This is a genomic window from Nocardia asteroides, assembly GCA_019930625.1.
GTDB lineage: Bacteria > Actinomycetota > Actinomycetes > Mycobacteriales > Mycobacteriaceae > Nocardia > Nocardia sputi.
Map to the genome: position 1 here is coordinate 5,055,536 of CP082844.1, position 26,993 is coordinate 5,082,528.

General features: G+C 67.5%; 28 protein-coding genes. 11 read left to right on the top strand and 17 right to left on the bottom strand.

Going from position 1 to position 26,993, the window contains the following annotated elements; genetic code table 11:
- Positions 1 to 33: 33 nt before the first annotated feature.
- A complete protein-coding gene (locus tag K8O92_23255) occupies positions 34 to 597 on the top strand; it encodes a hemerythrin domain-containing protein (protein ID UAK30788.1) in 564 nt (187 codons plus the stop codon).
- 93 nt (positions 598 to 690) lie between these two features.
- Here the strand turns inward: K8O92_23255 and K8O92_23260 are convergent, their stop codons facing one another.
- The 3 genes from K8O92_23260 to K8O92_23270 form a co-directional block, all read right to left on the bottom strand.
- Entirely contained in the window at positions 691 to 1,581 is an 891-nt protein-coding gene (locus K8O92_23260) for a manganese catalase family protein (protein UAK30789.1), read from the bottom strand.
- A 174-nt stretch (positions 1,582 to 1,755) separates the two neighbouring features.
- Positions 1,756 to 2,835: an NAD-dependent epimerase/dehydratase family protein gene (locus K8O92_23265; protein UAK30790.1), complete on the bottom strand. Its 1,080-nt coding sequence runs from the start codon at positions 2,833 to 2,835 to the stop codon at positions 1,756 to 1,758.
- On the bottom strand, positions 2,832 to 2,993 hold the full coding sequence (locus tag K8O92_23270) for a hypothetical protein (GenBank protein UAK30791.1): 162 nt from the start codon (positions 2,991 to 2,993) through the stop codon (positions 2,832 to 2,834). The genes K8O92_23265 and K8O92_23270 overlap by 4 nt, the downstream gene beginning before the upstream one ends.
- A 144-nt stretch (positions 2,994 to 3,137) precedes the next feature.
- On the opposite strand from K8O92_23270, the gene K8O92_23275 reads away from it, so the two are divergent.
- Complete coding sequence (locus K8O92_23275; GenBank protein ID UAK30792.1) at positions 3,138 to 3,965, top strand: SDR family oxidoreductase; 828 nt, start codon at positions 3,138 to 3,140, stop codon at positions 3,963 to 3,965.
- Positions 3,966 to 3,980: 15 nt separating this feature from the next.
- On the opposite strand, the gene K8O92_23280 is transcribed toward K8O92_23275, so the two are convergent.
- From K8O92_23280 to K8O92_23305, 6 genes are all read right to left on the bottom strand, one after another.
- A complete protein-coding gene (locus K8O92_23280; GenBank protein UAK30793.1) occupies positions 3,981 to 5,330 on the bottom strand; it encodes a family 1 glycosylhydrolase in 1,350 nt (449 codons plus the stop codon).
- 96 nt (positions 5,331 to 5,426) lie between these two features.
- Complete coding sequence (locus K8O92_23285) at positions 5,427 to 6,008, bottom strand: TerD family protein (protein UAK30794.1); 582 nt, start codon at positions 6,006 to 6,008, stop codon at positions 5,427 to 5,429.
- 89 nt (positions 6,009 to 6,097) lie between these two features.
- On the bottom strand, positions 6,098 to 7,030 hold the full coding sequence (locus K8O92_23290; GenBank protein ID UAK30795.1) for a phytoene/squalene synthase family protein: 933 nt from the start codon (positions 7,028 to 7,030) through the stop codon (positions 6,098 to 6,100).
- A 16-nt stretch (positions 7,031 to 7,046) separates the two neighbouring features.
- On the bottom strand, positions 7,047 to 8,582 hold the full coding sequence (gene crtI, locus K8O92_23295) for a phytoene desaturase (protein UAK30796.1): 1,536 nt from the start codon (positions 8,580 to 8,582) through the stop codon (positions 7,047 to 7,049).
- Positions 8,583 to 8,596: 14 nt separating this feature from the next.
- Entirely contained in the window at positions 8,597 to 9,715 is a 1,119-nt protein-coding gene (locus K8O92_23300) for a polyprenyl synthetase family protein (GenBank protein ID UAK35896.1), read from the bottom strand.
- A gap of 66 nt (positions 9,716 to 9,781) precedes the next feature.
- Positions 9,782 to 10,279, bottom strand: coding sequence for a protein kinase (locus K8O92_23305; protein ID UAK30797.1), 498 nt, complete (start codon positions 10,277 to 10,279; stop codon positions 9,782 to 9,784).
- Positions 10,280 to 10,592: 313 nt separating this feature from the next.
- Here K8O92_23305 and K8O92_23310 point away from each other — a divergent pair, with 313 nt between their 5' ends.
- Positions 10,593 to 11,456: a MerR family transcriptional regulator gene (locus K8O92_23310; GenBank protein UAK30798.1), complete on the top strand. Its 864-nt coding sequence runs from the start codon at positions 10,593 to 10,595 to the stop codon at positions 11,454 to 11,456.
- Positions 11,457 to 11,826: 370 nt separating this feature from the next.
- On the opposite strand, the gene K8O92_23315 is transcribed toward K8O92_23310, so the two are convergent.
- Both K8O92_23315 and K8O92_23320 read right to left on the bottom strand, forming a co-directional pair.
- The gene (locus K8O92_23315) at positions 11,827 to 12,444 is read right to left on the bottom strand and encodes a DUF1109 domain-containing protein (protein ID UAK30799.1); all 618 of its coding nucleotides are present in this window, start codon (positions 12,442 to 12,444) and stop codon (positions 11,827 to 11,829) included.
- 44 nt (positions 12,445 to 12,488) lie between these two features.
- A complete protein-coding gene (locus tag K8O92_23320; protein UAK30800.1) occupies positions 12,489 to 13,181 on the bottom strand; it encodes a TetR/AcrR family transcriptional regulator in 693 nt (230 codons plus the stop codon).
- 240 nt (positions 13,182 to 13,421) lie between these two features.
- On the opposite strand from K8O92_23320, the gene K8O92_23325 reads away from it, so the two are divergent.
- Positions 13,422 to 13,655: a hypothetical protein gene (locus K8O92_23325; protein UAK30801.1), complete on the top strand. Its 234-nt coding sequence runs from the start codon at positions 13,422 to 13,424 to the stop codon at positions 13,653 to 13,655.
- Positions 13,656 to 14,110: 455 nt separating this feature from the next.
- Here the strand turns inward: K8O92_23325 and K8O92_23330 are convergent, their stop codons facing one another.
- The 3 genes from K8O92_23330 to K8O92_23340 all read right to left on the bottom strand — a co-directional run bounded on the left by K8O92_23330 (position 14,111) and on the right by K8O92_23340 (position 17,596).
- Positions 14,111 to 14,692 (bottom strand): MspA family porin, encoded by a 582-nt coding sequence (locus K8O92_23330; protein ID UAK35897.1) that lies wholly within the window; start codon positions 14,690 to 14,692, stop codon positions 14,111 to 14,113.
- Positions 14,693 to 14,902: 210 nt separating this feature from the next.
- Positions 14,903 to 16,942, bottom strand: coding sequence for a glycoside hydrolase family 15 protein (locus K8O92_23335; GenBank protein ID UAK35898.1), 2,040 nt, complete (start codon positions 16,940 to 16,942; stop codon positions 14,903 to 14,905).
- 72 nt (positions 16,943 to 17,014) lie between these two features.
- A complete protein-coding gene (locus K8O92_23340; GenBank protein UAK30802.1) occupies positions 17,015 to 17,596 on the bottom strand; it encodes a TetR family transcriptional regulator in 582 nt (193 codons plus the stop codon).
- Positions 17,597 to 17,681: 85 nt separating this feature from the next.
- On the opposite strand from K8O92_23340, the gene K8O92_23345 reads away from it, so the two are divergent.
- From K8O92_23345 to K8O92_23370, 6 genes are all read left to right on the top strand, one after another.
- On the top strand, positions 17,682 to 18,155 hold the full coding sequence (locus K8O92_23345) for a DUF4334 domain-containing protein (protein ID UAK30803.1): 474 nt from the start codon (positions 17,682 to 17,684) through the stop codon (positions 18,153 to 18,155).
- Between the two features lie 6 nt (positions 18,156 to 18,161).
- Positions 18,162 to 19,256 carry an NAD(P)-dependent alcohol dehydrogenase gene (locus K8O92_23350; GenBank protein UAK35899.1) on the top strand — a complete coding sequence of 365 codons (1,095 nt, stop codon included), beginning with the start codon at positions 18,162 to 18,164 and terminating at the stop codon, positions 19,254 to 19,256.
- A gap of 110 nt (positions 19,257 to 19,366) precedes the next feature.
- Positions 19,367 to 19,939, top strand: coding sequence for an exonuclease domain-containing protein (locus K8O92_23355; protein ID UAK30804.1), 573 nt, complete (start codon positions 19,367 to 19,369; stop codon positions 19,937 to 19,939).
- A gap of 348 nt (positions 19,940 to 20,287) precedes the next feature.
- Positions 20,288 to 21,631 carry a cytochrome ubiquinol oxidase subunit I gene (locus K8O92_23360; GenBank protein UAK35900.1) on the top strand — a complete coding sequence of 448 codons (1,344 nt, stop codon included), beginning with the start codon at positions 20,288 to 20,290 and terminating at the stop codon, positions 21,629 to 21,631.
- 3 nt (positions 21,632 to 21,634) lie between these two features.
- Positions 21,635 to 22,687: a cytochrome d ubiquinol oxidase subunit II gene (locus K8O92_23365; protein ID UAK30805.1), complete on the top strand. Its 1,053-nt coding sequence runs from the start codon at positions 21,635 to 21,637 to the stop codon at positions 22,685 to 22,687.
- 219 nt (positions 22,688 to 22,906) lie between these two features.
- Positions 22,907 to 23,050: a hypothetical protein gene (locus K8O92_23370; protein UAK30806.1), complete on the top strand. Its 144-nt coding sequence runs from the start codon at positions 22,907 to 22,909 to the stop codon at positions 23,048 to 23,050.
- Positions 23,051 to 23,157: 107 nt separating this feature from the next.
- On the opposite strand, the gene fabG is transcribed toward K8O92_23370, so the two are convergent.
- From fabG to K8O92_23385, 3 genes are all read right to left on the bottom strand, one after another.
- Positions 23,158 to 23,904 carry a 3-oxoacyl-ACP reductase FabG gene (gene fabG / locus K8O92_23375; protein UAK30807.1) on the bottom strand — a complete coding sequence of 249 codons (747 nt, stop codon included), beginning with the start codon at positions 23,902 to 23,904 and terminating at the stop codon, positions 23,158 to 23,160.
- Between the two features lie 46 nt (positions 23,905 to 23,950).
- The gene (locus K8O92_23380; GenBank protein ID UAK30808.1) at positions 23,951 to 25,114 is read right to left on the bottom strand and encodes an acyl-CoA dehydrogenase family protein; all 1,164 of its coding nucleotides are present in this window, start codon (positions 25,112 to 25,114) and stop codon (positions 23,951 to 23,953) included.
- 382 nt (positions 25,115 to 25,496) lie between these two features.
- A complete protein-coding gene (locus tag K8O92_23385; GenBank protein UAK30809.1) occupies positions 25,497 to 25,748 on the bottom strand; it encodes a hypothetical protein in 252 nt (83 codons plus the stop codon).
- Positions 25,749 to 26,304: 556 nt separating this feature from the next.
- Here K8O92_23385 and K8O92_23390 point away from each other — a divergent pair.
- Positions 26,305 to 26,991, top strand: a complete 687-nt coding sequence (locus K8O92_23390) for a cysteine hydrolase (GenBank protein UAK30810.1) — start codon at positions 26,305 to 26,307, stop codon at positions 26,989 to 26,991.
- Positions 26,992 to 26,993: the final 2 nt, after the last annotated feature.

Below are 26,993 nucleotides of genomic sequence, written 5' to 3' on the forward strand. Positions count from 1 at the left end.
CAGCCCGTCCCGACAGCCCGAGGGAGATCAACTATGGCAACCACGATCGATTCGACCACCGACGCGATCGATTTCCTCGTCCACCAGCACGGCCGGATCCGGCAACTGTTCGTCGAGACCGCCGACACCACCGATCCGGTGGAGCGCGAGAGCAAGTTCTTCGAACTGCGGCGTCTGCTCGCCGTGCACGAAACAGCCGAAGAGGAGATCATCCACCCGCGTGCCCGTCGTGAAATCGGTGACGGAGCTTCCGTCGTCGATGCGCGGCTGGAGGAAGAGAACAAGGCCAAAAAGCAGCTCGCGGCGATGGAGGAACTCGACATCAGCTCGATGGAATTCCAGGTGAAACTGGCCGCGTTGCGCGAAGCCGTGCTGGCGCATGCCGACCACGAAGAACGAGAGGAATTCACGCAGCTGCGCGAGGAACTCGACGCCGATACCTTGCAACGGATGCGCAGGACGGTGGAACTCGCCGAGACGATGGCCCCGACCCGGCCGCATCCGGGAGTGGAGTCCGCGACCGCGAACGTTTTGGTGGGACCGTTCGCCGCGATGATGGATCGCGCCAAAGACGCGATCAGCAAGCCGCGGCACTGATTCCGGATCATGCGCGCGGCGCGCGGCTTCGATGCGCCGCGCGCCGCGAGAGCGCCTGAGCCGCCACATCCGAACTGCGGCGAAGGCGCAAGGTCAGTCCGGCATATGCAGTTCGTGAGTGAACGGTTTGGTGCCGTGGACCGCGGGCTCGCCGTCGGGGTTGGTCTCGGCGCCGTGATTCACCCGGTCGTCGGTGTCGAGCCATTCGGTGACCGGATTGTCGATATAGCGCCATTCCGTGCCCGCAGGCCACGGTCCCTGCCCTTCGTTCCAGGGACCACGGGCGCTCGCCGCGCCGTTGGACATGTTGAACGCGACGTTCTGGAACCGGTCGTCGCCGGGCAGCGCTCCGGGTGGGAAATTGATCGGCAATTCGTTCAGCGCCGCGGTGAACTGCTGGAAGTGCGCGATTTCGCGGGTCATCAAGAACGAAAGCGTGTCCTGCACGCCGGGATCGTCGGTGAACTGCTTGAGGTACTCGTAGACGATCTTGGCGCGGGACTCTGCGGCGAGATTGCTGCGCAGGTCGACCGACGGCTCACCGTTGGAGTCGACGAACGAGCCCGACCACGGCACGCCCGCCGCGTCTTTCACCGCGGGTCCGCCGCCGCTCAACACGAAGTACAGCGGATTCACCGCGACCTGGTGGATGACCTGGTCCCGTCCGCCGGACGTCGACACGACCGGCATCCAGTCGCACCGCTCGTTGGCTTGTTTCAGATCGTCGTTGAGCCCGTCGAGCAACATCGTGATCATGGCGCCGACGATCTCGAGGTGACTGAATTCCTCGGTGGCGATGTCCATGAACAGGTCGTAGGTTTTCGGATGCTTCTTACGCAACAGAAACGCCTGGCTGAAATATTGCATGGCGGCTTTCAATTCACCGTTGGCGCCACCGAACTGTTCTTGCAACAGGGTCGCGAAGCGGGGGTCGGGACGGTCCACGCGAACCTCGAACTGGAGATCCTTGTTGTGGGTGAACATCGCTCTCCTTACCAGTATGGTCGGCTGTTCTAGCCTCCAGCGCGGCTTCAGTGCTCACGCAGCGCAGGACGAGCAGAGATGCGTTACTTGTTCGATGGCGACGATACGGGTTTCACCAACCCCTCTTTCGCAACGACACGAAGTGCGGCGACGGGTACAACTCCGGCCTTTCGATCACCAGCGGTCACGCTCGTGCTCGCCGCGTGGACGCTGACTCTGATGAGACGGACGTCCGACCCTGATCTGCCGGGCAGGCGCCAGCGGCGAGCTGTGACCGATCCGCCCGGCACGCATGGCCGATACCAGTTCCGCGCAGACCTCATGCGCGCCGAAGCGGGGAGACCACCCGAGTTCACCTCGCGCCTTGGAGGAGTCGAGCAGGCACGCGCGGTCGGCGAGGGCGAGCCATCCCGGGTGCAACGGCTGGAGTCCGGTCCACCATCCCGGCCAGGCGGCGGCATGGAGCGCTGCCCGTGGCGTCGGCAGGCGGAAACCTCCGAACGTGGTCGCGAGCGCGTCGGCGTGCAGAGTCGGTTCGGCGGCGAGGTTGAACGCTCCCGCCGCACGATGGCGCACAATGCGCCCGATCGCCGCGGCCACGTCCGAGCTGTGCACGAGCTGTAGCCGGAAGTCACGCCACAGTGGAACGGGCAACAGGCGCCTGCCGAGCAGCCACCTCGGCAGCCACGGCGGCAGGATCCAATCCGCCAGTTCGGCGGCGGACTCGGCCTGCGCGATTCCACACGGACGAATACGCGCTGTCCGGATCTCCGGGTTGCTCGCCTCGAAGCGGTCCAGACGCCTCTCCAACCGCGCCTTGGACGCGCTATAGGCACTACCGGGCACCCCGGACCGTTGCCATTCTTCGGAAACGCGGCGCCATCGGTCGGCCGGGGTGTAGGCGGCGCACGAGGAAGCGGCGACGAAGTGGGGCACCGCGGTCTCGGCTGCTGCTCGCAGTACGTTCTCCGTGCCGGTCTCGTTGGTTCTGCGCATCGGAGGGTCGCCGCGACGCGGATGAATCGCCCATGCCAGGTGGACCAGTGCGTCGGCGCCCGCACAGGCCGCGCGCAAGGTCTCGACGGAGCCGGCGGCCCCGATATCGCAGGACACCCACCGGGCCGCCGAATAGGGTTCGCACGCCGGATCCGGTGCGCGGCGAGCGATCCCCACGATCTCGCAGCCGTCCGCACGCAACACCCGCAACAACGCCGTGCCCACGTTGCCGCTCGCGCCGGTGACGACCACCCTCATGCGCCGCGCCGCACGGGGGTGGGGCGGGCGATCCGCGCAAGCGGGGGAGGCGCGGAGTTCCGAGCTCGATCGAGCAAGTCGGCCACCTCGATTCGCCGCGGGTCGAACACGTCGCGGCCCGTGAGCGGCCCACGCAGGCAGGCCAGGATATCCGGCATGCGCCACCTCCATTCCCACCGCGCGATTACCCCATCGGTGGGAAACAATGACAACCGGTTCGGGAATGCGCTGAAGCGAAACCGCACGGAATGGTGGCCGGGAGCGGAGAGTGTTGTCCGCGCCCGGCCGGGTAGTCGCGGAACATGGCTACTACAGCTCCACTACCAGAAGAACGGGAAGGCGCTCCGCGGCGAGCCGTGGTGACCGGGGGAGACTCCGGGATCGGTGCGGCGATCGCGGTCGCACTCGCGGCGGGCGGGATCGATGTCGGGCTGACGTTCCGCCGCGACCGGCCGGGTGCGGAGGACACCGCCGCGCAAGTGCGCGAACAGGGGCGGACCGCTGCCGTGCGCCATCTCGACTTGACGGATCCACCGGCCGCCGCGTCGGTGATCGACGACCTCGCCGGTGAACTCGGTGGCCTGGATGTGCTGGTGAACTGCGCCGGTACCGGGTCGGCGCAGAAGGTCATGGAAATGGACTTCGACACCTGGCGGCAGGTGCTGTCGGTCGACCTCGACGGCGCGTTCGTCTGCGCGCGGCGCGCCGCCGAGCACATGATCGCCGCGGGCGACGGCGGCCGGATCATCAACATCACCAGCGTGCACGAACACGCGCCCCGCGTCGGCGCCGCACCGTACTGTGCGGCCAAAGCGGGCCTGGGAGCACTGACGAAGGTGCTGGCACTGGAACTCGCCGAACACGACATCACCGTCAACTCGGTGGCGCCCGGCGAGATTTCGACACCGATGACGGGCCAGGAGGACGTCGATCCACGTGAGCAACACCGACCGGGCGTACCGCTGGGCCGAACCGGCCATGCCAAGGAGGTCGCCGCCGTAGTGGCGTTCCTCGCCGCACCGGAGGCGAGCTATGTCACCGGCGCGTCGTACGTCGTGGACGGTGGCATGCTCTTGATGGGTCCGCAGGCCAGCACCCTGCTCACCGACGAGAAATGGCGCACGCCTTAGCCACGTCCGGCCGGTCTACCGCTCCGCTACCGGGGTAAGGCAGCTGTCCGGTGGATCGACGAAGAAGCAGAGGGCCGGACCCCGGGTGGGCCGGTAATGATCGGGAACTCCGCCCGCGGCGACGAGCTGCGTGTAGGTGCCGACGGCATCGGTGGGGCGGCGGGTGAGGGTGGGGTCGGTGCGCACGTCCACGGTGTAGAGGCCGAATCGTGGGGTGTAGCTGCCCCATTCGTAGTTGTCGGTCAGGCTCCAATAGTTGTAGCCCATGACGTTCATGCCGTCGGCCTTGGCGCGCTGAATCCAGTAGACGGTGTCGCGCAGGTGATCACTGCGGGTGTAACCGTCGGCGCGAGGACGACCGTTCTCGGTGGGCATGCCGTTCTCGACGACGTAGAGCGGCTTGCCTGGGAACCGGCGCGAATAGAATTGCAGCGCATAGTAGATGCCCTCGGTGCGCAACGGCAGCTCCCAGATCTGCGGTCCCGGCAGGTTCGGCATCGCCGAGCCGCTGGCCCTCGCGATGGACTCGATCAGCGACTGCGCCGGATCGTAGGCGAAGTAGTAATCGACGCCGACGTAGTCGAGCCGGTCGGCGATGCGGTCCACCAAACCACCGTTGACCTGCGCCTCCGAGCCGGCGACATAACCGACATTGCTGGTCACCTGCGCACCCGGCTGCTGCTGGTGGATGTAGTCGTAGATGGCGTTGTGCGCCTGCGCGACCCGGTCCAGCATCTCTCCTGCGTCCGCGGCGCCCCTGCGGACCTCGTGCATGATGTAGGCGACGGGCTCGTTCACGGTGACCCACAACGGGTTACGAGACGAGTAGCGGTCGACGACGGTGCGCATGTTGGTCAGCCAGTCCGCGACCATCCGCGGACTGCGCCAGCCCCCGCGGTCGACGGCCCAGCCGGGGTACACCCAGTGATCCAGGGTGATCATCGGACGCATCCCGGCCCGCTCGACGGCGGCGATGACCGCGTCGTAGAAACGAAACGCGGACTCGTCCCACACGCCCGGCGCGGGTTGCACTCGCGCCCATTCGATTCCGATCCGGAACACCCGCACGCCGAGGTCGGCCGCGAGCTGGATGTCCGAGGCATACCGGTCGTAGAAGTCGACCGAATCGCGAAGTTCGTCGTAACCGGGATTCGCGGCGATGTACCGCGTCCAATTGCTGTCGGGCGCATGGCCTTCGGACTGGAATCCGGAAGTGGAGACGCCCCAGAGGAATTCGCCGCCCAGCGACGGTAGGCCGGCGACCGGCCGTACCGGCGGGGTGGCGGGAGAGTGCGTGGAAAGCAACAGCGTGGATGCCGCGGCGGCGAGCGCGGCGAGGACGTACCTACGGAACCGGGATCGCATCCGCCCAGGGTAACCGCGTCCTGTCCCGCGGTGTTGAAATCCGCGTTTCAGGGCGATTCGAGGACGTCGATGGTTCCCCTCGCTACTGCCGACTGCCTACTGCATGGCGAAGCGCAACAGCGCCTGCATGTCGCCTTGCTTGACCTTGCCTTGGCGGTTGAGGACCTCGAGCTGCCACTGATCGCCGTTACGGAAGGCGCGGGCTACCGCATTGGCGTTGTCGGTGCCGAGCAGGGAGGGCCAGATGTCGGCGACCTGCTGGCTGTTTCCGCCGGTGGCATCGTAGATCTTGAAGGAGATGTTGTTCGCCTTCTCGAACGAGCTGCCCTTCTTGAACGCGGCGGCCACGAAGACGATGGCGTCGATCGCGGAGGGGACGTCGGCGAAGGTGACGTGGATGGTCTCGTCGTCCCCGGAGGCGGCGCCGGTCTGCTCGTCACCGGTGTGCGCGACCGATCCGTTGCCGAACGGGTCCAGGGAATCGAGTCCCGCGAAGCGCACCGGCTCGCTGCCCTGCATGAGCACGGCGACCAGATCGAGATCCACACCGCGTTTGCGGCGCGCCCAGCCGAGTGCGCCACCGCTCGTGCCGGAGGACGGATCCCAGCTCACGCCCACACTCAACTTCATGATCCCCGCCAGGTCCGCGGCACCGTCTTCTTTTCTAAGCGTTATCACGCCATCAGGATACTGATGACGACCTGTCGCGCCCGCCATAACCGATTCGCCCGTCAGGGGAAGCCGGATGACGTCGGCGGCCCCTGGAATCACTGGCCTGTAATGGAACCTCGGCGTGCCCACCATGCCTTGACGACTCCGGCCGCACCCACCTGGACTCGACGCCGGTTCGGCACGGTGGCGCGATAGTCGAACACGGCGAAATCGCTGTCCTCGATGCGGTCGAGGATTTCCGCGTACAGTGTCGCCGCCGTCGCGACGCAGGGTCGCGATCGGCGGTGCAGCAGGGCGATTCCGTCGTGGGCGAAGCGGTAGACGTCGCGGGTGAGCGCGTGCTGGGCCGCGAGGGCCTTGCGGACCCGGGGCTCGGTCCGCCGACGCGCCAGGCACCAGCGCAGCAGATCCCGGTCGACTCCGAACGCGGCCAGTTCGTCGGCGGGTAGGTATACCCGATCGCGCAGCAGGTCTTCGCCGACGTCGCGCAGGAAGTTGGTCAGCTGGAACGCCCTACCGAGTGCGGCGGCGTAAGGTGCGGCATCGGCGGCGCAGACGGTCCCCAGTACCGGGAGCAACTGCAATCCGATCACTTCGGCCGAACCGTAGACGTAGGTGTCGAGCGCGGCGCGGTCCGGGTAGTCGGTCACGGTCAGGTCCATCCGCATCGATGCGAGGAAAGCATCGAACAGGGCTGCCGGTATGCCATAGCGGTCGGCGGTGTCGAGAATCGCGGGTAGAACGACGTCGGTGGTGGCGTCGCGATCACGGAAACGCGTGGCGAGAGCATCCAGTTGCCGGGCTCTTTCCGCGGGTTCGCGGTGCGGGTCGAACTCGTCGAGGATGTCGTCGGCTCGGCGCGCGAATCCGTACAAGGCGTGTACCGCTGGACGCTGATCAGGTGCGAGCAGCCGGGTCGCCAAGAAGAACGTTTTCCCGTGGCGTGCGTTGAGCTGTCGGCAACAGCGGTAGGACCGCTGGAGCGGCGAATCGCCGATCCGGGTGCTTTCGAGTCTTGTGCGGGTCATCTCGGTTCCGATCACGTCAACGATCAGTTCGGCTGTTGGTGAGCCCTGTTCCCACCGGTTCGACGCGGAGAGGCCGGGCGGGCGGTAGGCCGGTGATGCGATCCGCGGCAAGCCGACCGGAGATGAGCACCGGGGGTATTCCCACCCCTGGCACTGTCGAGCCACCGGCCAGCACGACGTTGTCGACGCCGCGGATCATGTTGGCGGGCCGGAACGGACCGGTTTGAGTGAATGTGTGGGCAAGTGCGAAAGGGCTTCCGGCGCGCATGCCGCGGCGCGACCAGTCGGCCGGCGTGTCCACGCGCAGGATCTCGACATCGCCGAGTCGCGTACCGAGGCGTTCCTGCGCGATCTGCACGATCCGCTCGATGTAATCCGGCCCGTCCTGCTCCCAATCGATGTGGCCCCGTTCGAGATTCGGCACCGGCGCGAGGACATAGAGCAGATCCCGCTCCGGTGGCGCCAGCGAGGGATCGGTAGCGGTGGGACGTGTGACCAACAGCGAGGGATCGCGCATCACCTGCCCGCGGACGGTGATTTCGTGGAATGACTCCTCCCAGGCGGTCCCGAACAACAGGCTGTGGTGCGCGATCCCGGCCGCGGGCGCACACGCGAGATGGGCGATCACCGCCGACGGGGCGGAACTCAGCGGAACCGGACGTCGCGGTGTGCGCGCGATCAGCTGGTACGCCTCGTGCAGTTCCGTCGTCAGCACGACAGCGTCGCAGGCGATTCGGTCACCGTCGCCGGTGAACACGCCGGTGATCCGCGAGCCGGTGCTCTCCAGCGCGGTCACGGCGGTGTCGTAGCGGAATCGGACACCGGCAGCGGTCGCCGCGTCGGCGAGCGCGATCGCAACGGAGCGCATGCCGCCGCGCGGAAAGAACACACCGCCGATGGTGTCCATGTAGGCGATCACCGCGTAGGCGGCCAGCGCCCGGCTGGGCGCGACGCCCGCGTAGAGCGATTGGAACGTGAAGATACGCCGCAGGTCCGGGTCGCGGATGTGTCGTGCTACGGCGCGATCCCATCGCCTGAAACCGCCCAACGCGACCAACCGAGCCAGGGCGGGGGAGACCATCGACAGCGGTGAGTCGAAATTGGAAGCGATGAAGGGGTCCATCTCCGCTCGATACAGGCGCGTCAGCCACCGCCGCAGACGGCGATAGCCGTCCGCTTCGCCGGCTCCGGCGAACCGGCGGATTTCCTCGTACATCCGTTCGGCGTCGGTGTGCACCTCCAACGTCCGGCCATCGGCGAAATGCGACCGGTACGCCGGCTCGACGGGCGCCAGCGTCAAGTGATCCGCGGCGCGAGCTCCGGCGGCGGCGAAGACGCTGTCGACGAGCTCCGGCATGGTCAGGACCGTGGGGCCGATGTCGAGCCGATACCCTCCGAGGTCCGCGTATCCGGCTCGCCCGCCAGGCACCGATTCGCGTTCCAGAACGATGACTTCTCGGGATCGGCCCGCCAGGTGCAGGGCCGCCGACAACCCCGCAAGGCCTGCTCCCACGATCACGATCCGGTCGGTAGCGCCGTTGACGGTGCGCATCGGTGGGCCTCCTGTCAGGCGACGCGTTCGGTGCAGGCGGTGGCCATCTGGCCGAGGGCGGCGCGCATCGGCGCGGTGAACGTGGCGGTATCCAGTGCGCTCAGCGCTCCAGCCACCAGTTCGGCGATCATCGTCTCGGCACGTGCGGGCGCGCCGGATTCGGCGATCAGCTCTCGGGCGCGGTCGATGTCCGCCGCGTCGAGCCGAGGACGATTCAGCAGTTCCGCCAGTTCGGTCCGGGCCGACGAGGTCGCCATCTCCCGGGCGAGGACCACGACGGTGGTCGCGGTGCGCTCCCCGAGGTCGCTGTCGGCGGGCTTGCCGGTCACGGCCTGCGCTCCGAAGATGCCGAGAAGGTCGTCACGCAACTGGAATGCCTCACCGAGCGCGGTGCCGTACCGGCCCAGCGCGTTGAGCACGGACGCATCACAGCCTGCCATCGCGGCCCCCATCTCCAAGGGCCGTCGCACCGTGTAATTGCCGGACTTGGTTCGGGCGATCGCCAGTACCGAGGTCAGTTGTGGTTCGGCGCGGGCGTCATTGAGCAGATCCTCGAACTGCCCTGTCGCCAGTTCCAGCCGCATGGTGTCGTAGTACGGCCACACCGGTCCGAGCGCGGCCGCGGGGAGCCCACTTTCCCGGAGCATCTGCTCGGCCCACACCAGGCACATGTCCCCGAGCAGTGTCGCGGCCGACTCGCCGTACCTGGTGGCGGAACCGGGCGCACCGGCGCCGCGGTGCAGTGCGGCGAACCGGACATGCGCGGACGGAGCGCCTCGGCGCGTCTCGGACTGGTCCATGACATCGTCCTGGAGAAGGGCGAACGCGTGAAGCAGCTCCAGACCGGCCGCTGCCCGCAAGGCCGCCCGGTCATCCGCTGCGCCGCACAGCCAGCCCAGATACATGAAGGTCGACCGCAGGCACTTCCCGCCCATCGCGTACTGGACCAGGATGTCTTGCGCACCGAGGCGACGCAGCGCGGCCGGGCATGCCCGCAGGAGGAAATCACCGATCTCGTCGAGCACCGCCCGCCGCACCGCCTCCCGCCATACCGGAAACGAGTCCGCGCCATCGAGCGCCGGAATCTCACCGACCGAGTCGGCCAGTGGTGATTCGGACGACGCGATGCTCATCATCGATCCCTTTCCTGCGCCTGCGGCGCGCAGCTCACTACCAGAGATGGTGTCCATAACGATGCATTAACGATTCGAAACACAGCCCTGCAACGTTTGGAAGTCGCCCGCGAAGGCCCACCCGCCGCTACACGTGGGCGTCGAGACGCCGGTGACCGCGACCGTGGCTCCCGGGCCTGCGATGCCGATCGACAACCCGGGTCGCACGCCGGATGAGGTGACGCTCGCGCCGGGGCCGAGGGCGACCGCGGCCGGGCCGGACAAATAGGTCGAGTTCGAGGTCGCGGTGCCACCGTTCTGCGCGATCGCGAGGGACAAACTGGCCGGTGCGGCGTCGGCGGCAGCGGTTCCGTCGATGCCGTAAGCGGCGGCGGCGCCACCGGCGTCACTGGTTGCCGAGCATGAGGCGCCGCCGCCGGAAGACCGCGCCGTCGCCGGGCCCGGCGCCGGGCATTCCGCAGGCGGAGCGGAAGTCGCGGTGGGCGCGGCGAGCAGTATGCCCAGCGACGCCGCCCCGACGCCGGCCACCAGCCCGAGTGGTCGCGTGCGAGTGAGTCGATCCATGACGTCCTCCCATTGGGGTCTTTGGGCTTCTAGCGCTTCACACTACTCCTCTAATGATGCAAAATCGACGCATCACTTGGGTAGCATTCGACGCTCCGCACGACACCGCATCCACTCGCCGAGGCGGTTCGCCGACTTCGCCCGCTGACGACGGTCGGTGAAGAAACACCCGGCTCGCGACGAGGAGCAGACGACATGCCGATACCGAACCCGCGCAGGATGCTCCGCTGTGGACGTCCCCTTCCTCGGCCACCATCGGTCGCGCAGTCCCGCGGCCGCGATCGCGACCATCTCGAGCAGATGCGGTCCCGCGATGGTTGAGCGCCGATCCGCGGAATTCACGGTGGGCGCCGTGGCGGCCAGGCTCGGGGTTCCGGTCGCGACGCTGCGCAGTTGGAACCGGCGTTACGGGATCGGCCCGCCGACATGGCAGCCCGGCGTCCATCGCCGCTACTCGGAATCCGAGATCGCGACGGTGCGGCGCATGATCGAACTCGTTCGAACGGGCGTCACCCCCGCCTCGGCCGCACGACGAGCACTGGCCGAAGCCGATCCGGCAACGGAGGATCGCAGCGCCCTACTCGCGGCCGCCGAAGAGTTCGAACCCGATGTCGCCCTCAGCGTGCTCATCACCTGTCTCGCGCGTGACGGCGTCGTCGCGACGTGGAACCGGCTGTGCCGTCCGGCGTTCGAGGCGATCGTCACCGGGCAAAGCGCCGGGCGGGGCCTGATCGAAGTGGAACATCTGCTGTCGTGGGCGACGATCGCGGGACTGCACCGCATGTTCCCGCCGGTCCGGCGCCCACGCTCCCAACCACCGATCGTCCTGGCGTGCCCCGCGGGGGAGGACCACGTGCTGCCGCTCGAAGTGCTGCGAGCCGCGCTGGCGGAGCGGGGCATCGTCGCGTTGCTGCTGGGCGCGGCGGTGCCCGATCCCGCTCTGCGGGCCGCCTTGTCGCACCACGACCGGTCGTGCGTGCTCGTGCTGTGGTCCCAGATGCCTGCGACCGCCACGCCGGAAACGATCCGTGCCGGGCAGCGGGCCAGCGCGCGGGTACTGGTTGCCGGACCCGGCTGGTCCGCGATCGCGTTGCCACCCGAGGTGGCGCACGTCAGCTCGCTCGAGGAGGCCATCGAAGCGGTGCGGGATCTCGGCGAGCGACATGACCTCACGTGACCACGGTTTCGCGACTCGCTCCGCGTCGAGGCGATGCCCGCCGGCAAGTCCCGGCCGAATCGCTCCGTGGCCGCCGGTTCGGCCGGAACACCGGAGCGACACGGGACCTCGAGCGTGCGCAGACGCCGTCGTCGTCGACAGTGCATTCGGCCAGACCGAGTTTTCGCAGGTGGTAATTCGGTCGGCAGCACGCCGCGGTACCGCCACAGCGGCACCGCCTCATCGACGAATTCGTCCAGTCACAGGGCACCGAGTGCGCCCCGAGAATGAAGCCGGTCGGAGCCGTTGTCCTGGACGAACGCGTCGATCTGCGCTCGAGTCAGGAGAAATACCCGCCCGGGAGGTCCTGCCTGGGCTTGCGGCCATGGCTCTAAGTTCGCCAGACCGCGGCGAACTCATACCAAGGCCCGCCTAGGGGCTTCGCCGAGAAGTCGTCGAACCCGGCAGGTTCGCCGTTCGGCGAATAGACCCAGCCGGAGCTGGTGGTGAGACCGAACCCGGTGGCCTCGATGAAGTAGACAGCACCGTTGGCGTCCGCCATGGCGTAGGAGATATCGAATCGACCGATCTCCAGCTCGCGGCGGTGCCTTTCGGGGCCGGCCAGCAGCTCTTGCGCCAGTGCTTCGAACGCCGGTCGCGCCTCGTCGAACGAGGTCGGTGGCACGAGCAGCCCGATCGCCGACGCGACCAGCACGGCAGCCGGAGCCGGAAGAATCCACCACGAGCGACGACGGTCTCGTGCCACGAGGTAGAGCGTGCGGATCGCCCAAGCTGTGCCCGCCACCGCGAGTCCCACGAGCGCTGCCGCGCCGAACAGGAGCGGGTCGGCCCACCGCATACTCCCGAATCGAGAAGGCCACCAGCCGTGCTGGAGGCAGATCAGTACGACCAGCGCGACAACGACAACGGTCGCGATGATCGGACCGGGAGGTTTGCTCGCCTTGCCCGCACCACTCGCCTTCGCGGTAGTTCCCTTTTGCTCACGCATCAGCATCCGATCTCTACGTCGGGTCGACCAGCGTGCTGTGGCGTTCACCGCGGCGGCCGCAAAAGGTGTTCACCGGCAAGCTGAATGGCTTCGCGTTTGGTGTACCCAGGGTGGTCGGCGACGATGAAATGGCGGCCGATCGCAAGGGCGAATGTCAGCGTACTGCGTGCCTCGATCTCGTCCGGGTCGGTGATGAAGGTCTGGAACATCTTGCGGAGGAACTCCATCCGCTCGTTGTCGATCCGGCGCAGCCGCGTCGCGACGGACTCGTCGTGGCGGGCCCAGGCTCGCACCGCGAGATCGATCCGGTGCAGGTCCTCTGCGAAGGTCAGCTGTCCTGCCCGGCGGATCCGGTCGGCGGGATCACTGCCTTCGGCGTCGGCTCGCGCGATGACCTCTGTCGTGCAGCGGCGTTCCCACTCGTCGAGCATTTCCGAGAGCAACGCGGGACGGCCATCGAAGTGCCCGTAGAACCCGCCCTTCGTCACGCCGATTTCGGCGGCGAGCGTCTCGACGCGGACGGCGTCGGGCCCTCCTCGGGCAAGCGCTTCGAGGCCCGCCTCGATCCAGCGGGCGCGTGTGGTGCGGGGCACGGCGGGAATGTCGGGACCTCCATTGATCGCGCTGCTTTTATACGTTACCGTACAGATCAAATGTACGGCACCGTATAAATCAGTTCTCCGGCAATGGGAACCAGCCTGGCGGGTTCGCGAGGATTCCGGGTGAAGGACGAACATGGAAGGTCACGATGAACTTCGGAAAGCGATCACTTCGCTGGGCGAGCGGGATCATGCTGACGCTGGGGACGGGGCACCTGATCCTGGCGGCGCTCGCCTCCTGGCAGGAAATCACCGGCTGGGTCGATCGAGGCATATGGGCAGCCGTCCCGCTCACGCTCGCCGACGAAGACGCCGGGCAGCCGGCGGATTCCCTGCCGGACAAGGGTCACCTTCTGGGCCGGTCCGGGCAGCTTCGCCGTGCCGTTGATTCTCTTGGGACTGCTGACCTGGCACCTCGCCGGGCGCGGGGTCACGGTGCCCGCCGGGATCGGCTGGGGTCTCGCGGCATGGTGTTCGCTGTGTGGCGTCCTTCTCGTGCCCTCCCCGTTCTTCGTCGGAATCATCCCGGGGGTGCTCATCGTGCTGGCGGCGCGCAAGGGTGATCGGTCGCCGGGCGCGGGTGTCTCGCGCGCCGAGCTTTCGGGCAGGTGAACCGCCCTCGTTTCCGAGGCTCACTCGAATGCTCGCCGCGCTACCGCGTAGGAATTCCGTGACCACGTCGCCCGGCGACGCCGTTCGACACCCTTTCGATCCAGCTCGACTCGACGGCTAGCGGGCGGGCACGATCGGTCGGCCGCTGCCGGGCCCCGGGGCCGGCGGTACCAGTGCACCGGCGGGCGGGTTGCTACTCGGCGCCGAGCGTGCGGGCGGGGGCGCCAGCATCTGCAATGGCAGCGTTGCCGGCGGTGCGGGAGGACCGCCTCGCGTGCCTGGTGCGGGCTTGTCGGGACCGCATCCTGGAGCGGTCGCTGTGCTGGGTGTTTCACCGCAGGTCTGCGCCGGACCGGTCGGAACGATTGGTTCGGCGGAGGCGGTCGCGGCGGCGATCATGAGCCACACCGATACGCCGGTCGGTGCGATCCAACGGCGCCGACCTCGCGTCTGGATCACAGCCATATCGGATCACCGTAGACAGCGACCGAATTGTCGGCTGTAGCCGTCGAAATCGACACGATCGCGAACGAGCGAAGACTGACCGCGCCCGCACACGCATCGATCTTGATCTGTATCTGATCGACGGAGATCGAACCGTGCGCTCCGGCGAGCGCTTTCGTGCCCAGCGTGATGCTGTTGATGGTGCCGGGCTTGATGGTCGTCGACATGTTCGGCAGTGCCAGCGCGCTGCCGCCGACCGAGAGGCCGGGCGTCGGGGCGACGGTCACCATGGCGTTCGGGCCGATCGCCGCGGAAATTCCCACCGTCAAGCCGTTGGACACGTCGACCTGGCAGCCGATCTGGTATCCCAGCTGCAGTGTCCCGGAGTTCACCGGCTCCCGGCCCTCGCCGCTGATGTCCGCCGCCGCCGAGAGCGTGACGAATCCTTCCCGGGTGAACGGTGTCGCGGCCAGATTGGGTACGCGTTGCACGTCTTCCGCGGTTTTACTGACGCGTAACTCCCAGCCGTCCTCCGTGCCGACAACGCGAGATTTGTCCGCCATTTGGTCAGCGGTCGCGGGGGCCGGGGTCATGCCGAATGTAGCGGTCGCAGCGATGCCGAGCATCGCTATCGTCGAGCCCTTCAATGGAATCCTTAGTACAGGTAACAGTCGGTCGTTATAGTACTGACCGGCTCCCTGTTGCGGCACCCGAAGCGCGTCCAATTCCAGACCGCATCGGCCGTCGACCGCTCCAGCCCGCTGCGGGAACGTGCGCCGCGGCCGGGTGTCGGAGAAGTCGGGTCAGCGGTGGATATATCCCCGGGTGAGTGGTGCGTCGTCCAGGCGGGGGGCGATCGATTCACCGCCGAGTGCCTGACGCAGTATCGCCTGCTCGTCCTGGATGACGTGCATGACGGCGTTGATCAGGGCGAGGTGGGTGAACGCCTGCGGATAGTTGCCCCAGTGGCGGCCGGTTCGTGGGTCTATCTCCTCGGCGTAGAGGCCCAGAGGGCTGGCGTAGCCGAGCAGTTTCTCGCACAACTGTTTGGCTCGCGTCTTCTCGCCGATCTCCGACAGCGCCGAGACCAACCAGAACGAGCAGATCGTGAAAGCGCCTTCCTCTCCGGCGCACCCGTCATCGGTCTCACCGACGCGGTAACGCAAGACGAGGCCGTCTTCGGTCAGCTCGTCGGCGATCGCCAGCACGGTGTTGCGTACCCGGTCGTCGTCGGGCGGCAGGAAACGAACCAGCGGGATGAGCAGGGTCGAAGCGTCCAAGGCAGTGCTGCCGTAGTACTGGGTGAACACCCGCCGAGAGTCGAGCGCGTGCGCGCAGATGTCGGCGTGGATCTCGTCGGCGGCTTGTTGCCAACGATGCGCGCGTTCGAAGTCTTGGTGGATGCGGGCCAGCCGGGCGCCGCGATCGGCGGCGACCCAGCACATGACTTTGCTGGAGGTGAAGTGCTGGGGCTGCCCGCGAACCTCCCAGATGCCATGGTCGGGCTCGCGCCAGTAGGTGAGGGCGCTTTTGACCGCCCGGCCCAGCAGCGGCCAGGCCCGCGCATCGATCTGATCTTGGTGGCGGGCATAGAGGTAGACCGCGTCCAGTGCGGCGCCCCACACATCGTGCTGCCGTTGCCGGTAGGCGTCGTTGCCGATGCGTACCGGTCCCGCGTTGTCGTAGCCGCGTAGGTGGGTGAGGGTCTGTTCGGTGAGATCGGTTTCCCCGCCGATGCCGTAGACGATCTGCATGTCGCTGGCTTCTTCGGTCAAGTCGAGGATGTAGGAGAAGAAGTCGTTCGCCTCCCAGCTGAAGCCGAGTGTGTACAGGCCCCACAACGCGAAGGCGGAATCGCGGATCCACGAGTAGCGATAGTCCCAATTGCGTTTTCCGCCGGGGGTTTCCGGCAGCGACGTGGTGGCGGCGGCAGCGACGGCCCCGGTGGGGGCGAAGGTCAATGCCTTGAGTGTCAGTGCGCTGCGGGTGAGTTCCGCGGTCCACGGATGGTCCGGGAATCGGCCGCCGGCCAGCCAATGCCGCCAGTGATGGACCGTCCGCAGCAGCCGTTCATCAGCCTCCTCGACGTCGCGGGGGGCGTCGCGACTGCCCCAGGAGAGCGCACAGAAGCGGGTGTCGCCAGTCTTCAGAAGGGTGCGGGCTACCGCGTGCGTTCCTTCCAGTCCCAAGCGCATGTCGGTGCTCAACGTCAGTTGCAGATCGGTTCCGTCGGCACTGGCTTGGGCGAGGTGGTAACTGCCCAGATAATCCCACCGAGCGCGATACCGGCCGTAGTCGAAGGCCGGTTGGCAATCGAGCCCGAACTGGATCTGCCCCGTCTCGCAGTGCACCGTCCGCAGCAGGATGTGCTCGGCGTCGTAGTCCGTGGGGGTTCGCCGGTGGGCGCTGCGGCCGGGGGTCTGGTGCCGCCAAGGGCCCACCAGCAGCACGTCACGCACCGTCGCCCACCCGTCACCGCTGCGCCAACTCGTCTCCATGACCATCGTGCCGGGGATGTAGCGACGATCGGTGGGCACCATGAAATCGGCGGGGCCGAACCGGAACGAGCCGGCGGAACGATCGAGGATGGCCGCGAAGACACTGGGGGAGTCCATGCGGGGCAGGCACATCCACTCGATGGCACCGCTGGGGGCGATGAGGGCGGTGACCTCACAGTCGGAGATGAACCCGTAGTCATCGATGCGCGGAAACGCAGTGAGCCGCGGCGTGCGTTCGATTTCGACCATGCGCTGCTCCATCGTCATCTCGGCGGCTACCGGCCGGCCGGCCATCCATGCGATTACGCGCTGGACCGCCTTCCTTCTCGACCACACTGCGAGCATTGCCGGGGCGTGCGTGATGTGACGCTTCCACCAGCCCACCATCTGGTGGGCCGGATCGGCAAGCACTGCGGACTAACGATCGTCTTCGGCCCGGGGAAAGTCTGGGCTGACCAGCCGCCGAGCGGCGAGCACGATGGCGGCGCGGCGTTCGGCGATGCGGTGGGGGTCGGCGCGGATGGCGTGCATGGCCGCGGTGCGGGCGAGGTCGGTCAGCATGACGATCAGTGTGATCGGCGCGAACGCCTCGGTGATCAAGCCCTGGTCTTGTCCGCGGTGGATCTCGGCGAGCTTTCCGGCGATGATGCGGCGGATGGCGTCTTCGGCGGCGGGGATGTGGGTCTGTTCGATCTCGGCCCAGGCTTGCAGGCGGGCGTTGTCGGGGTGCGCGACGTAATGGTCGAAGAGCCTGCCCACATAACCGGGGAGGTCCGCGGCGTCGAGGGCGGTCTCGTCGGTGGTCTGGGTGACCCACGCCTCGGTCACGGCGGCGTAGAGCTCCTCCTTGCCGGCGAAATACGCGTAGAGCCGGTCTTTGCTCGCTTTGGCCGCGTCGGCGATCCGATTGATGCGCGCGCCCGCGATGCCGTACCGGGCGAACTCCGCTTTTGCCGCGACGAGTATTCGTTCGCGGGTGGCCTGACCTGCTGCGCGCATGGCGGCATCCTATCTTGCCGAACCTTTTGGTTCGGATATACAGTTTCCGAACCAAAAGGTTCTGGAAACCGCACCGGGAACGAGGATGGACATGAGTTCTATGGGGACTGGTTGGCGAGATCTCGCCACCCGAGAGGCCGGGGTATCGGCCGCGGAGCTCGATGCGCTGTGGGCCGATCTACCGGTGGCGCGCGCCGAAGACATACTCGGGGAGTGGAAGGGCGCGGCGTTCCCCACGGCGCACCCGCTGCGTAAAGCGCTGTCGGCGAGTCGCTGGTACGGCAAGACGTTTCACAGCCTGCTCGATGCCAAGCCGTTGATCTGCCGCGCCGAGGACGGATCGCTGTTCTCCGATGTCGACCTCGGCGGCGGGGAGGCGACGTTGTGGAACATCGAATTCCGCGGCGAGGTGACCGCCACCATGGTCTACGACGGCCGCCCGGTCTTCGATCATTTCAAATGGCTCGAGGAGAACACCTTGATGGGCATCATGAACGGCAGGCCCGAACTGGTGCTTGCCGGCGGCGAGTACTTCTACTTCCTGCTCGAGCGGGTCTGAGCGATGGTGACCTGCACCGCGGTGCTCTCCCGCGATCCCGCCGCGCCGTTCACCGTGGAAGCCGTCGAGATCGACGACCCCCGCGACGACGAGATCCTGGTGCGGGTCCAGGCCACCGGCATCTGCCACACCGACCTCGTCACCCGCGCGGCGGGCCGCGCCGACCGTCCCGTCCTGCTCGGGCACGAGGGCGCCGGAGTGGTGGAGACGGTCGGCGCGGCAGTGACCGGTGTGCGCCCCGGAGACCGTGTCGTGTTGACCTTCCGGCACTGCCGGACGTGCCGGAACTGCCGGGCGGGGCGCCCGGCATACTGCGTGCGAGCGGCGGAACTCAACCAGTTCGGCGGCCGGGCCGACCGCTCCCGCCGGATCACCGTGGCGGGAACGCCGGTGCGGGACGGCTTCTTCGGCCAGTCCAGCTTCGCCGCTTACGCGTTGACCAGCGCAGACAACACGGTGGTCATCGATGCCGCGGTCGAACCGGCGGTGGCGGCTCCGCTGGGCTGCGGGTTCCTCACCGGCGCTGGCGCGGTGCTCAACGTGCTGCGCCCGGACCGGGATTCCCGCATAGCGGTCTACGGCGCCGGGGCGGTCGGAATGGCCGGCGTGCTGGCGGCACTGGCGTGCGAAGTCGCCGAGCTGGTCGTAGTCGAGCCCGCACCGACGCGGCGAGCGCTGGCGCGGGAACTCGGCGCCACCGCGGCCCTGGATCCGGCGGCCGACGACATCGTGCCCACGATCCGGAAGCTGACCGACGGCGGGTCGACCCACGCGCTGGACACCACGGGCTCGTCGAGTGTTCTTGCCACTGCGGCCGCCGCAACGGCCATCGGCGGCACCGTGGTCGCGGTCGGCCTGGGCACCGGGGTGCCCGAGATCGACCTGCGCGATATCGTTCTGGGCGGCAAGGTGATACGAGGTTGTCTAGAAGGCGACGCGGTGCCCGCCACCTTCATCCCGCACCTGCTGGACCTGTATGCCTCCGGCCGGTTTCCCATCGATCGGCTCGTCACCCCGTATCCGCACACCGACATCAATCTCGCGCTCGCTCAACAGCGCGAGGGAAAGGTCATCAAACCCGTCCTGACCTGGGGAGCGTGACGGCCGGCCCCGTAGGCCGCCGGCGACGGCGCGACCGGGGTGGGTGCGCTGTTTCGCGCGGCGCCGAAAACCTATTGAACGCCGCGTGCTTCGGTTCCTACGCTCAGCGAGTGAACGGCTTCTCCGGACTGCTGAATGTGGTCGATGTCGAGGCGACGTGCTGGGAGGGTGGGATCCCCGCGGGCGCGGTCAGCGAGATCATCGAGATCGGGTTGACCGTTGTCGACCTGGACGCGCGAGACCGGATCGCCAAGCACCGGATCTTGGTCCGGCCCGCGCGGTCCACGGTCGGCGCGTTCTGCACCGAACTCACCGGCCTCACGCAGGCCGAAGTCGACACCGGCATGGCATTCGCGGACGCGTGCCGCCTGCTGGCGACCGAGCATCGAGCCGGAATCCGGCCGTGGGCCAGCTGGGGTGACTACGATCGCAAACAATTCGTAAGGCAGTGCGCGGCCACCGGTGTCGCATACCCCTTCGGGCGGCGGCATACGAACGCCAAGCAGGTCTTTTCCGAGGCATACGGCCTGAAGCGCCGTCAGGGGATGGCGGGCGCGCTACACATCGCCGGGATGCCGCTTGAGGGCCGTCACCATTGCGGCGCGGACGACGCCTGGAACATCGCCGCTCTCGTCCTGGACATCGTCGGACGCCACGCCTGGCGCACTACTACGGAATCCTGACGGGCCAAGAGCCGGATCAGCGTCTCGCGACGTCGGCCCCCGCGCCGGGGGACGACTAGTTGCCGCGTCCCGCGCGTTGCTGGCACACGTGCCGCTGGCACAGCCACACCCGGGCTTCGATCTACCCCGCGCCGGTTCGTCCATGGCAGCGACTCTTGTGTCCGATTCTTGGTGATCGCCTGGTTGGTGCCGTGCAAAAGGGGGATACCCGCGGAAGGGCCGGGTGCATGCACAGGCATGCGGCTCTCGGGACCGTGGGAAGGGGCTGGCATGGTGTCGAGCACGCTCGCCGCGCTCTACCAAGCGTCGGCGCAAGGACCGCCCGGTCTGCTGCCCGCACGCCAGCAGATGGCGTTCTCGCTGGGCTGGCACATCGTGCTGGCCTGCTTCGGGGTGGCGTTTCCCGCGATGATCTACGTCGTACACCGCCGCGGCATCGTCCACGACGACCCCGTGGCACTGGGCTTGGCCAAACGGTGGGCCACGGTGTCGGCGATCCTGTTCGCCATAGGGGCGGTCTCCGGAACGGTCCTCAGTTTCGAAATGGGGCTGCTGTGGCCAGGGCTGATGGGCCGCTACGGCGACGTGCTCGGCTTGCCGTTCGCCTTCGAAGGACTTTCGTTCTTCATCGAGGCGATCTTCCTGGGCATCTACCTCTACGGGTGGGGCCGCATGCCGCCACGGAGGCACCTCGCCATGCTCGTCCCGATGGGTGTCGCGGGGGTGGTCGGCACGTTCTGTGTGGTCAGCGTCAACGCGTGGATGAACAACCCGACCGGCTTCCGGCTCGTCGACGGCTCGGTGACCGACGTCGATCCGTGGCGAGCGATGTTCAACGACGGCGTCTACCTCCAATTCGCGCACATGTGGGTCGGGGCGTTCATGGTCGTCGGATTCCTCGTGGCAGGCGTCTACGCGGCCGGGCTGCTGCGGGGACGCCGCGACACCCACCACCGGCTGGGGTTCACCGTCCCCTTCGTCTTCGCTACCGTCGCCGCACTCGCACAACCGCTCATCGGGCACGTTCTCGGGATGCGGGTGCACGACACGCAACCGGCGAAGCTGGCCGCGTTCGAACTGGCCCCCACCACCGAAGGTCCGGCTCCGCTGCGACTGGGCGGTGTGCTCGTCGACGGCGAGGTACGCGGGGCGCTCGAGATCCCACGCCTGGGTTCGATCATCGCCCGCAACTCGCTGACGGCCCCGGTCCCGGGGCTGGACACGGTCCCCGTCGACGACCGGCCGCCGGTCAACATCACTCATCTCGCTTTCCAGACCATGGTCGGCATCGGCACCCTGCTCGCGCTGCTGGTGTTCGTCTTCTGGCTGCTGCGCTGGCGGCGCCGCGACCTGCTGGACGATCGCTGGTTCCTGCGGGCGGCGACAGCCACCGGACCCCTGGCCGTTCTCGCTCTGGAATGCGGCTGGATCGCCACCGAAGTGGGCCGTCAGCCGTGGACGGTGTGGCGGGTACTGCGCACGGCCGACGCCGCGAGCGCGAGTACCGGTCTGTGGTGGAGCTACATCAGCGTGGTGCTGGTCTATCTCGGGATGACGGTGGGTGCGATCGTCGTCTTGCGTTCCATGGCGCGTCGCTGGCGCAGCGGCACCACGACCATCACCGCTCCCTACGGACCCGGAGCGTCCCCGGTCGACCAGGCGCAGCGTGCCCGCAGCGTCGGAAAGCCGTGACCGATGGATCTCTCCGACGTGGTCGCGACGGCGATGTTCACCGGCGTGGTGCTGTACGCGTTGTTCGGTGGAGCGGACTTCGGCTCGGGATTCTGGGACCTGACCGCGGGCGGACCGCGCCGCGGCAGCCGCATGCGGGTGCTCATCGACCACAGCATCGGTCCGGTATGGGAAGCCAATCACGTCTGGTTGATCTACATCCTGGTGTTTCTCTGGACCGCCTACCCCACGGTCTTCGCCGCCGTCATGACCACCCTGTTCATCCCGATGAGCCTGGCACTGCTCGGGATCGTGCTGCGCGGAGCCAACTTCGCGTTCCGCAAGTACTCCGCGACGCTGAGTCAAGCGCGCCTGTTCGGCGCCTTGTTCGCCGGCGCGTCGCTCATCACGCCGTTCTTCTTCGGCACCGCCGTCGGTGCGATCGCCTCCGGCCGGGTGCCCGCCGAGGGGTACGGCGACGTGGTGGGCTCGTGGCTGAACCCGACCTCGATCCTTGGTGGCACTCTGGCCGTCGGGACGTCCGCCTTCTTGGCCGGTGTCTTCCTCACCGCCGATGCCGCTCGCTCCGGCGACCACGCACTCGCCGAGTACCTGCGTTCCCGCACGTTGCTGGTCGGCGTCGTGACCGGCGCGATCGCGATCGCGGCGATCGCGCCGATCCGTCGTGACGCGCCGACCCTCGGCGCCGAACTGCTCGGCCGCGCCCTGCCGCTGATCGTGCTCTCCGCCGCCGCCGGGGTACTCACCCTGGCCTTGATCCACCGTCGCCGATTCGGCTGGGCGCGGGTGCCCGCGGCGGTCGCGGTCGCGGCGATCGTCATCGGGTGGGCGGTCGCGCAGACGCCGTGGATCCTGGTCGATCAGATGCTCATCGCCGACGCCGCGGGAGCACGAGCGACGCTCCTCGGACTGCTCGCCGTCGTCGCCCTCGCCGCTGTGACGGTTCTTCCCGCCTTGACCTACCTGTTCTGGCTCACCCAGACCGATGCCTGGGTCCGCGACGAGCCCGTCGCTGTCGGGTCCGCCGAACATGCGGAGGACACCGACGTGGCCTGACGGCCGGTCGCCGCCTCTGTCAACAAAAAGATCGGTTTGTTTGCGAGCGCCGGTGGTATCCGCTGCACGTATCGGTTCGACAGCGCGGTCGTGCCGGTACGCCTCGGGGCACCCTCACTGCTCGACGACCAGCAGCTTCGAAGTTATCGCGAATCGCTTGCGCCGCACGAACACGAGGTGCCTCTTCCAAAAGGATGGACGGCGCAAAGGATTTGCATCGTGATCGACGACGTGAACGTGCCCATCACCGATGACGAAGACCGAGACCGGATCGTCTGGCCCGAGTCCAGCTCCCTGAACGCATGGTGGGCGGATGTCATGAGCCACCGGTTCCCCCGAACGCAGACCACGTCATCGAGTTGACCAGGATCGGCGTGGAGGCCGTTGTCGAAAGGGCGGCCAGCGACGAGAGCCGAGTTCGGTGGTGGACTGGGTAAGCCGTTGTCACCCGCGCGTGGCGTCGAGGACGGTCACATGAACCGCCCGCCGGTCACCTCGAGCACCGTCCCGGTCATGTACGACGACAGATCCGAGGCCAGAAACAGTGCGACGGTGGCGATCTCGCTCACCTCACCCGCGCGCCCGAGCGGGATTTCGGCCAGCTTCCGATCCCACACCTGCTGTGGCAGTGCCTCGGTCATCGCGGTGCGGATCAGGCCGGGCTGGATCGCGTTGACCCGCACGCCCACATGCGCGAGTTCCTTGGCCGCGGCCTTGGACAGGCCGACGATGCCCGCCTTGGCGGCGGAGTAGTTGGTCTGTCCGGCCAAGCCGATCTTGCCCGAGAGCGACGACATGTTGACGATCGCGCCGCCGCCACGCTCCCGCATGATCGCACCGGCCAGCCGGGTGCCGTTCCAGGTGCCTTTGAGGTGTACCGAGATCACTTGATCGAACTGGTCCTCGGTCATCTTGCGCATGGTGGCGTCGCGGGTGATTCCGGCGTTGTTGACCATCACGTCGACGGGGGAGAAGGACTCGGCAGCGGCGTCGAGCAGCGCCCGCACCTCGTCGGCGACGGTGACATCGCAGCGCACGCCGCGCGCGACGGCCGCGCCGCCGAGTCGCTGCGCCGCGTCCGCCGCCGCGGCACCGTCGATGTCACCGACGACGACGCGGGCGCCCTCGGCGACGAATCGCTCGGCGATCGCATACCCGATCCCCTGAGCGGCCCCGGTGATCACAGCGGTCTTGGCTTGGAGTAGTGGGCCGGTCATGCGTTTTCCTCACGGTTGTCGGTGTTCGGGGTAGCGCACGGCCGCATCACGAGCGCTTCTTCGCTGCGCGGACCAGGCCGCCGCCGATGATGAGCCGCTGGATCTCGCTGGTGCCTTCGTACAGGCGCAGGAGGCGAACGTCGCGGTAGATGTGCTCGACGGGCACCTCGCGCATGTAGCCGGTGCCGCCGTGGATCTGGACCGCGTTGTCGGCGACCCGGCCGACCATCTCGGTGCAGAACAGCTTCGCCACCGACGGCGCGATTCGGCGGTCCTCGCCGGAGACGTACTTGGCCGCCGCGTCGCGGACCAGGGCCCGGCCGGCCATCACACCGGTCTGCTGGTCGGCGATCATGGCCTGTACCAGTTGGAAGTCGCCGATGGCCGTCCCACCCTGGGTGGCGGTGGCGGCGTAGGCGACGGATTCGTCGAGCGCTCGCTGCGCGGTGCCGACCGACAGGGCGGCGATGTGCACGCGCCCGCGGGACAGTGAGCTCATCGCGGCACGGTAACCGACATCCTCGGAGCCACCGACGAGCGAATCCGCGGGGACGCGGACTTCGGAGAAGGTGACATCGGCGGTCCAGGAGCCCTCGTGGCCCATCTTCGCGTCCTTGGGGCCGACCGTGACGCCCGCGGTGCCGGCGGGCACCAGGAACACCGCGATGCCGGGCCCGTCCGGCCCCGGCTCGCGGGTACGGGCGAAGGTCACGAACAGGTCGGCCAGCGGGGCGTTGGTGATGAACCGCTTCTGGCCCTCGATCACCCAGTCGTCACCGTCACGGGTCGCCTTGGTGCGCAGACCCGCCGGATCGGAGCCCGCGCCGGGTTCGGTGAGGGCGAAGGAGGCGACCACTTCCCCCGAAGCGATGCGTTCCAGCCACTGCTCCTTCTGTTCCTCGGTGCCATAGTTCACCAGCACCTGACCCGCGATGCCGTTGTTGGTGCCGAACATCGAACGCAGCGCCAGGCTGGTGTAGCCGAGTTCCATGGCCAACTCGACGTCTTGGGTGAGGTCGAGGCCGAGACCGCCCCACTGTTGCGGGATCGCGTAGCCGAACAGGCCCATGTCGGTGGCCTGGCGCCGGAGGTCGTCAGGGATCGCATCGGTCGCCAGGATCTCCGACTCGCGGGGCACCACCTTCGTCCGGACGAACTGACGAACCTGCGCCAGGATCGGCGCGAAGTCCTCGGCACTGACTTCGGACACTGTCGGCTCCTTCGGTCGGCCTTCACGAGCAGCTCGGCCGGTGCGCTCAATATATCGTTAGATAGCGTAACGACCACATCGACGGCATCGCCGCCGAAGGAGATGGCATGCCGGGGATGTCGAGATCTATCCGGGGGATCGGCCGATCCGCTGTGGGCGAATTCGAAGCAGGTGGTGTCTCGATACCTGGGCGTGAATCATCGACCACGATGAAGTCCGGGCCTGAGTTACGCTGCGGCTAACGCATACGCATGGTGCCCACCGAGGACCTGTCCGAACTCAGTGCTGAGCCTTCGGCACGGACAGCCGGTCACAGACGCAGGAGGGTAGCGAAAGTCTCGGGATAGATAGAGCGGTTCACGCACGCTCCCTCGCCGTAACCTCAGCTCTCGGACGGCCGGGGCAGCGCGAGAAGTTCGTCGATGATCTCGATCGGCGTCAGCGAGAACGGTGCGGCATCCAACGAGGTCGCGTTGCGGATCTGAGCGGCGAGACCCGCGGGGCAGTCTGCACCCGGGCGGGCAGTGGTGGCGCACGCCGTGCAGCCCTCGACAGCGTCGGTGAGATGGGCTTCGACATTGCGCATGTCGAGCGCGGCGATCAGGTCGAACACGCTGAAGCGGTCGATCGGCATGTCGGTATTTTCCTCTGGCTCGATGTCCAACCGGGTCAGCGGCCCGCCCACCATGGTCGCGCGACGTGAGCGGTCGCCGGCGGCTGATCCGTTCCGCGGCCGACGGCGCTGTCGACCTGCCGACATCATTGTCGGGACGGATGTCCGGGGCGACGACGTTGTCGTTCGGACGAGGAGCACGCACGTGCTTTTGTATAGGCTCCGCATCGGTAATGTAACAGATGGATATAGGCTCGGGGAACCCGTCAGCAAACTCCACATCTACTTGAATTCATGTGATACGGGCCACTGTTACCGTGCCGGGGTGCGGCACGAGCCGGGCCTCTACTCTCTGGGTCGGCGACGGCGACGAAGGGCTCGATCGGCGCAAGAGAACCTCCTCTTCGACTTGCTTGCCTACTACGACAGCGCAACTGCCTGGCACAGGACTGGGGCCTCGGCCCTCGTCTTCGCCGACCCACGGAGCGCAGCCCAGTCGAACCGGCGCGTAGCGCGGTAGCGAAGGCCTACGCTGTCCTGGCCGAGGATCAGTCGTGTTTGTCAGTTGGGGGAACCGATGTCCGACACCGCGCTCTTGCTGATCGACCTGCAGAACAGCTACCTCGTTCAAGACGTTCGCGACGCGCTGGGCTGGCCGCCGATCTGGCGGCTCGACCAGGTGGTGGGCGAGTGCCGTGACCTCGCTGAATCCGCCCGCGAGTCGCGCATCCCGGTCATCTACTCACGTCAGATCCCCAGTCCCGCAGGCCCGTTGGCACTCAATCCGCGCTCCGCTCGGCATCGCCGCTCCCGCGCCCAACTGTTACCGAAGCTGTCCGCCGAAGACCGGCATCGGCGATCGCAGATCATCGACGCCGTGGCACCGCAGCCGAGTGATCTGGTGCTCGACAAGACCCGGCACAGTTTCTTCGCCTACACCGAACTCGACCCGATCCTGCGCAGCATGAACATCCGTCGGCTCGTCGTCGCGGGCCTGCAGACGAACGTGTGCGTCGAGGCCACCGTTCGTGCCGGGTTGGAACGGAACTTCGAAATGGCCGTCGCTGAGGACGCGGTCAGTACCGACGGCCCCGCCCTCCACTTCGCGGCGCTGAACGCCATGCGGGTGCTCTACGTCGAAGTCGCCCCCTGGCGCGAACTCATCGCTCCCGGTGCTCCGTGGGATCTGGCCTACCGGACACCCAACTACGGCCGCGACCCCGCGTACTGGTCGGACCCGCACATGCCCGTGCCGAACCACTAGCG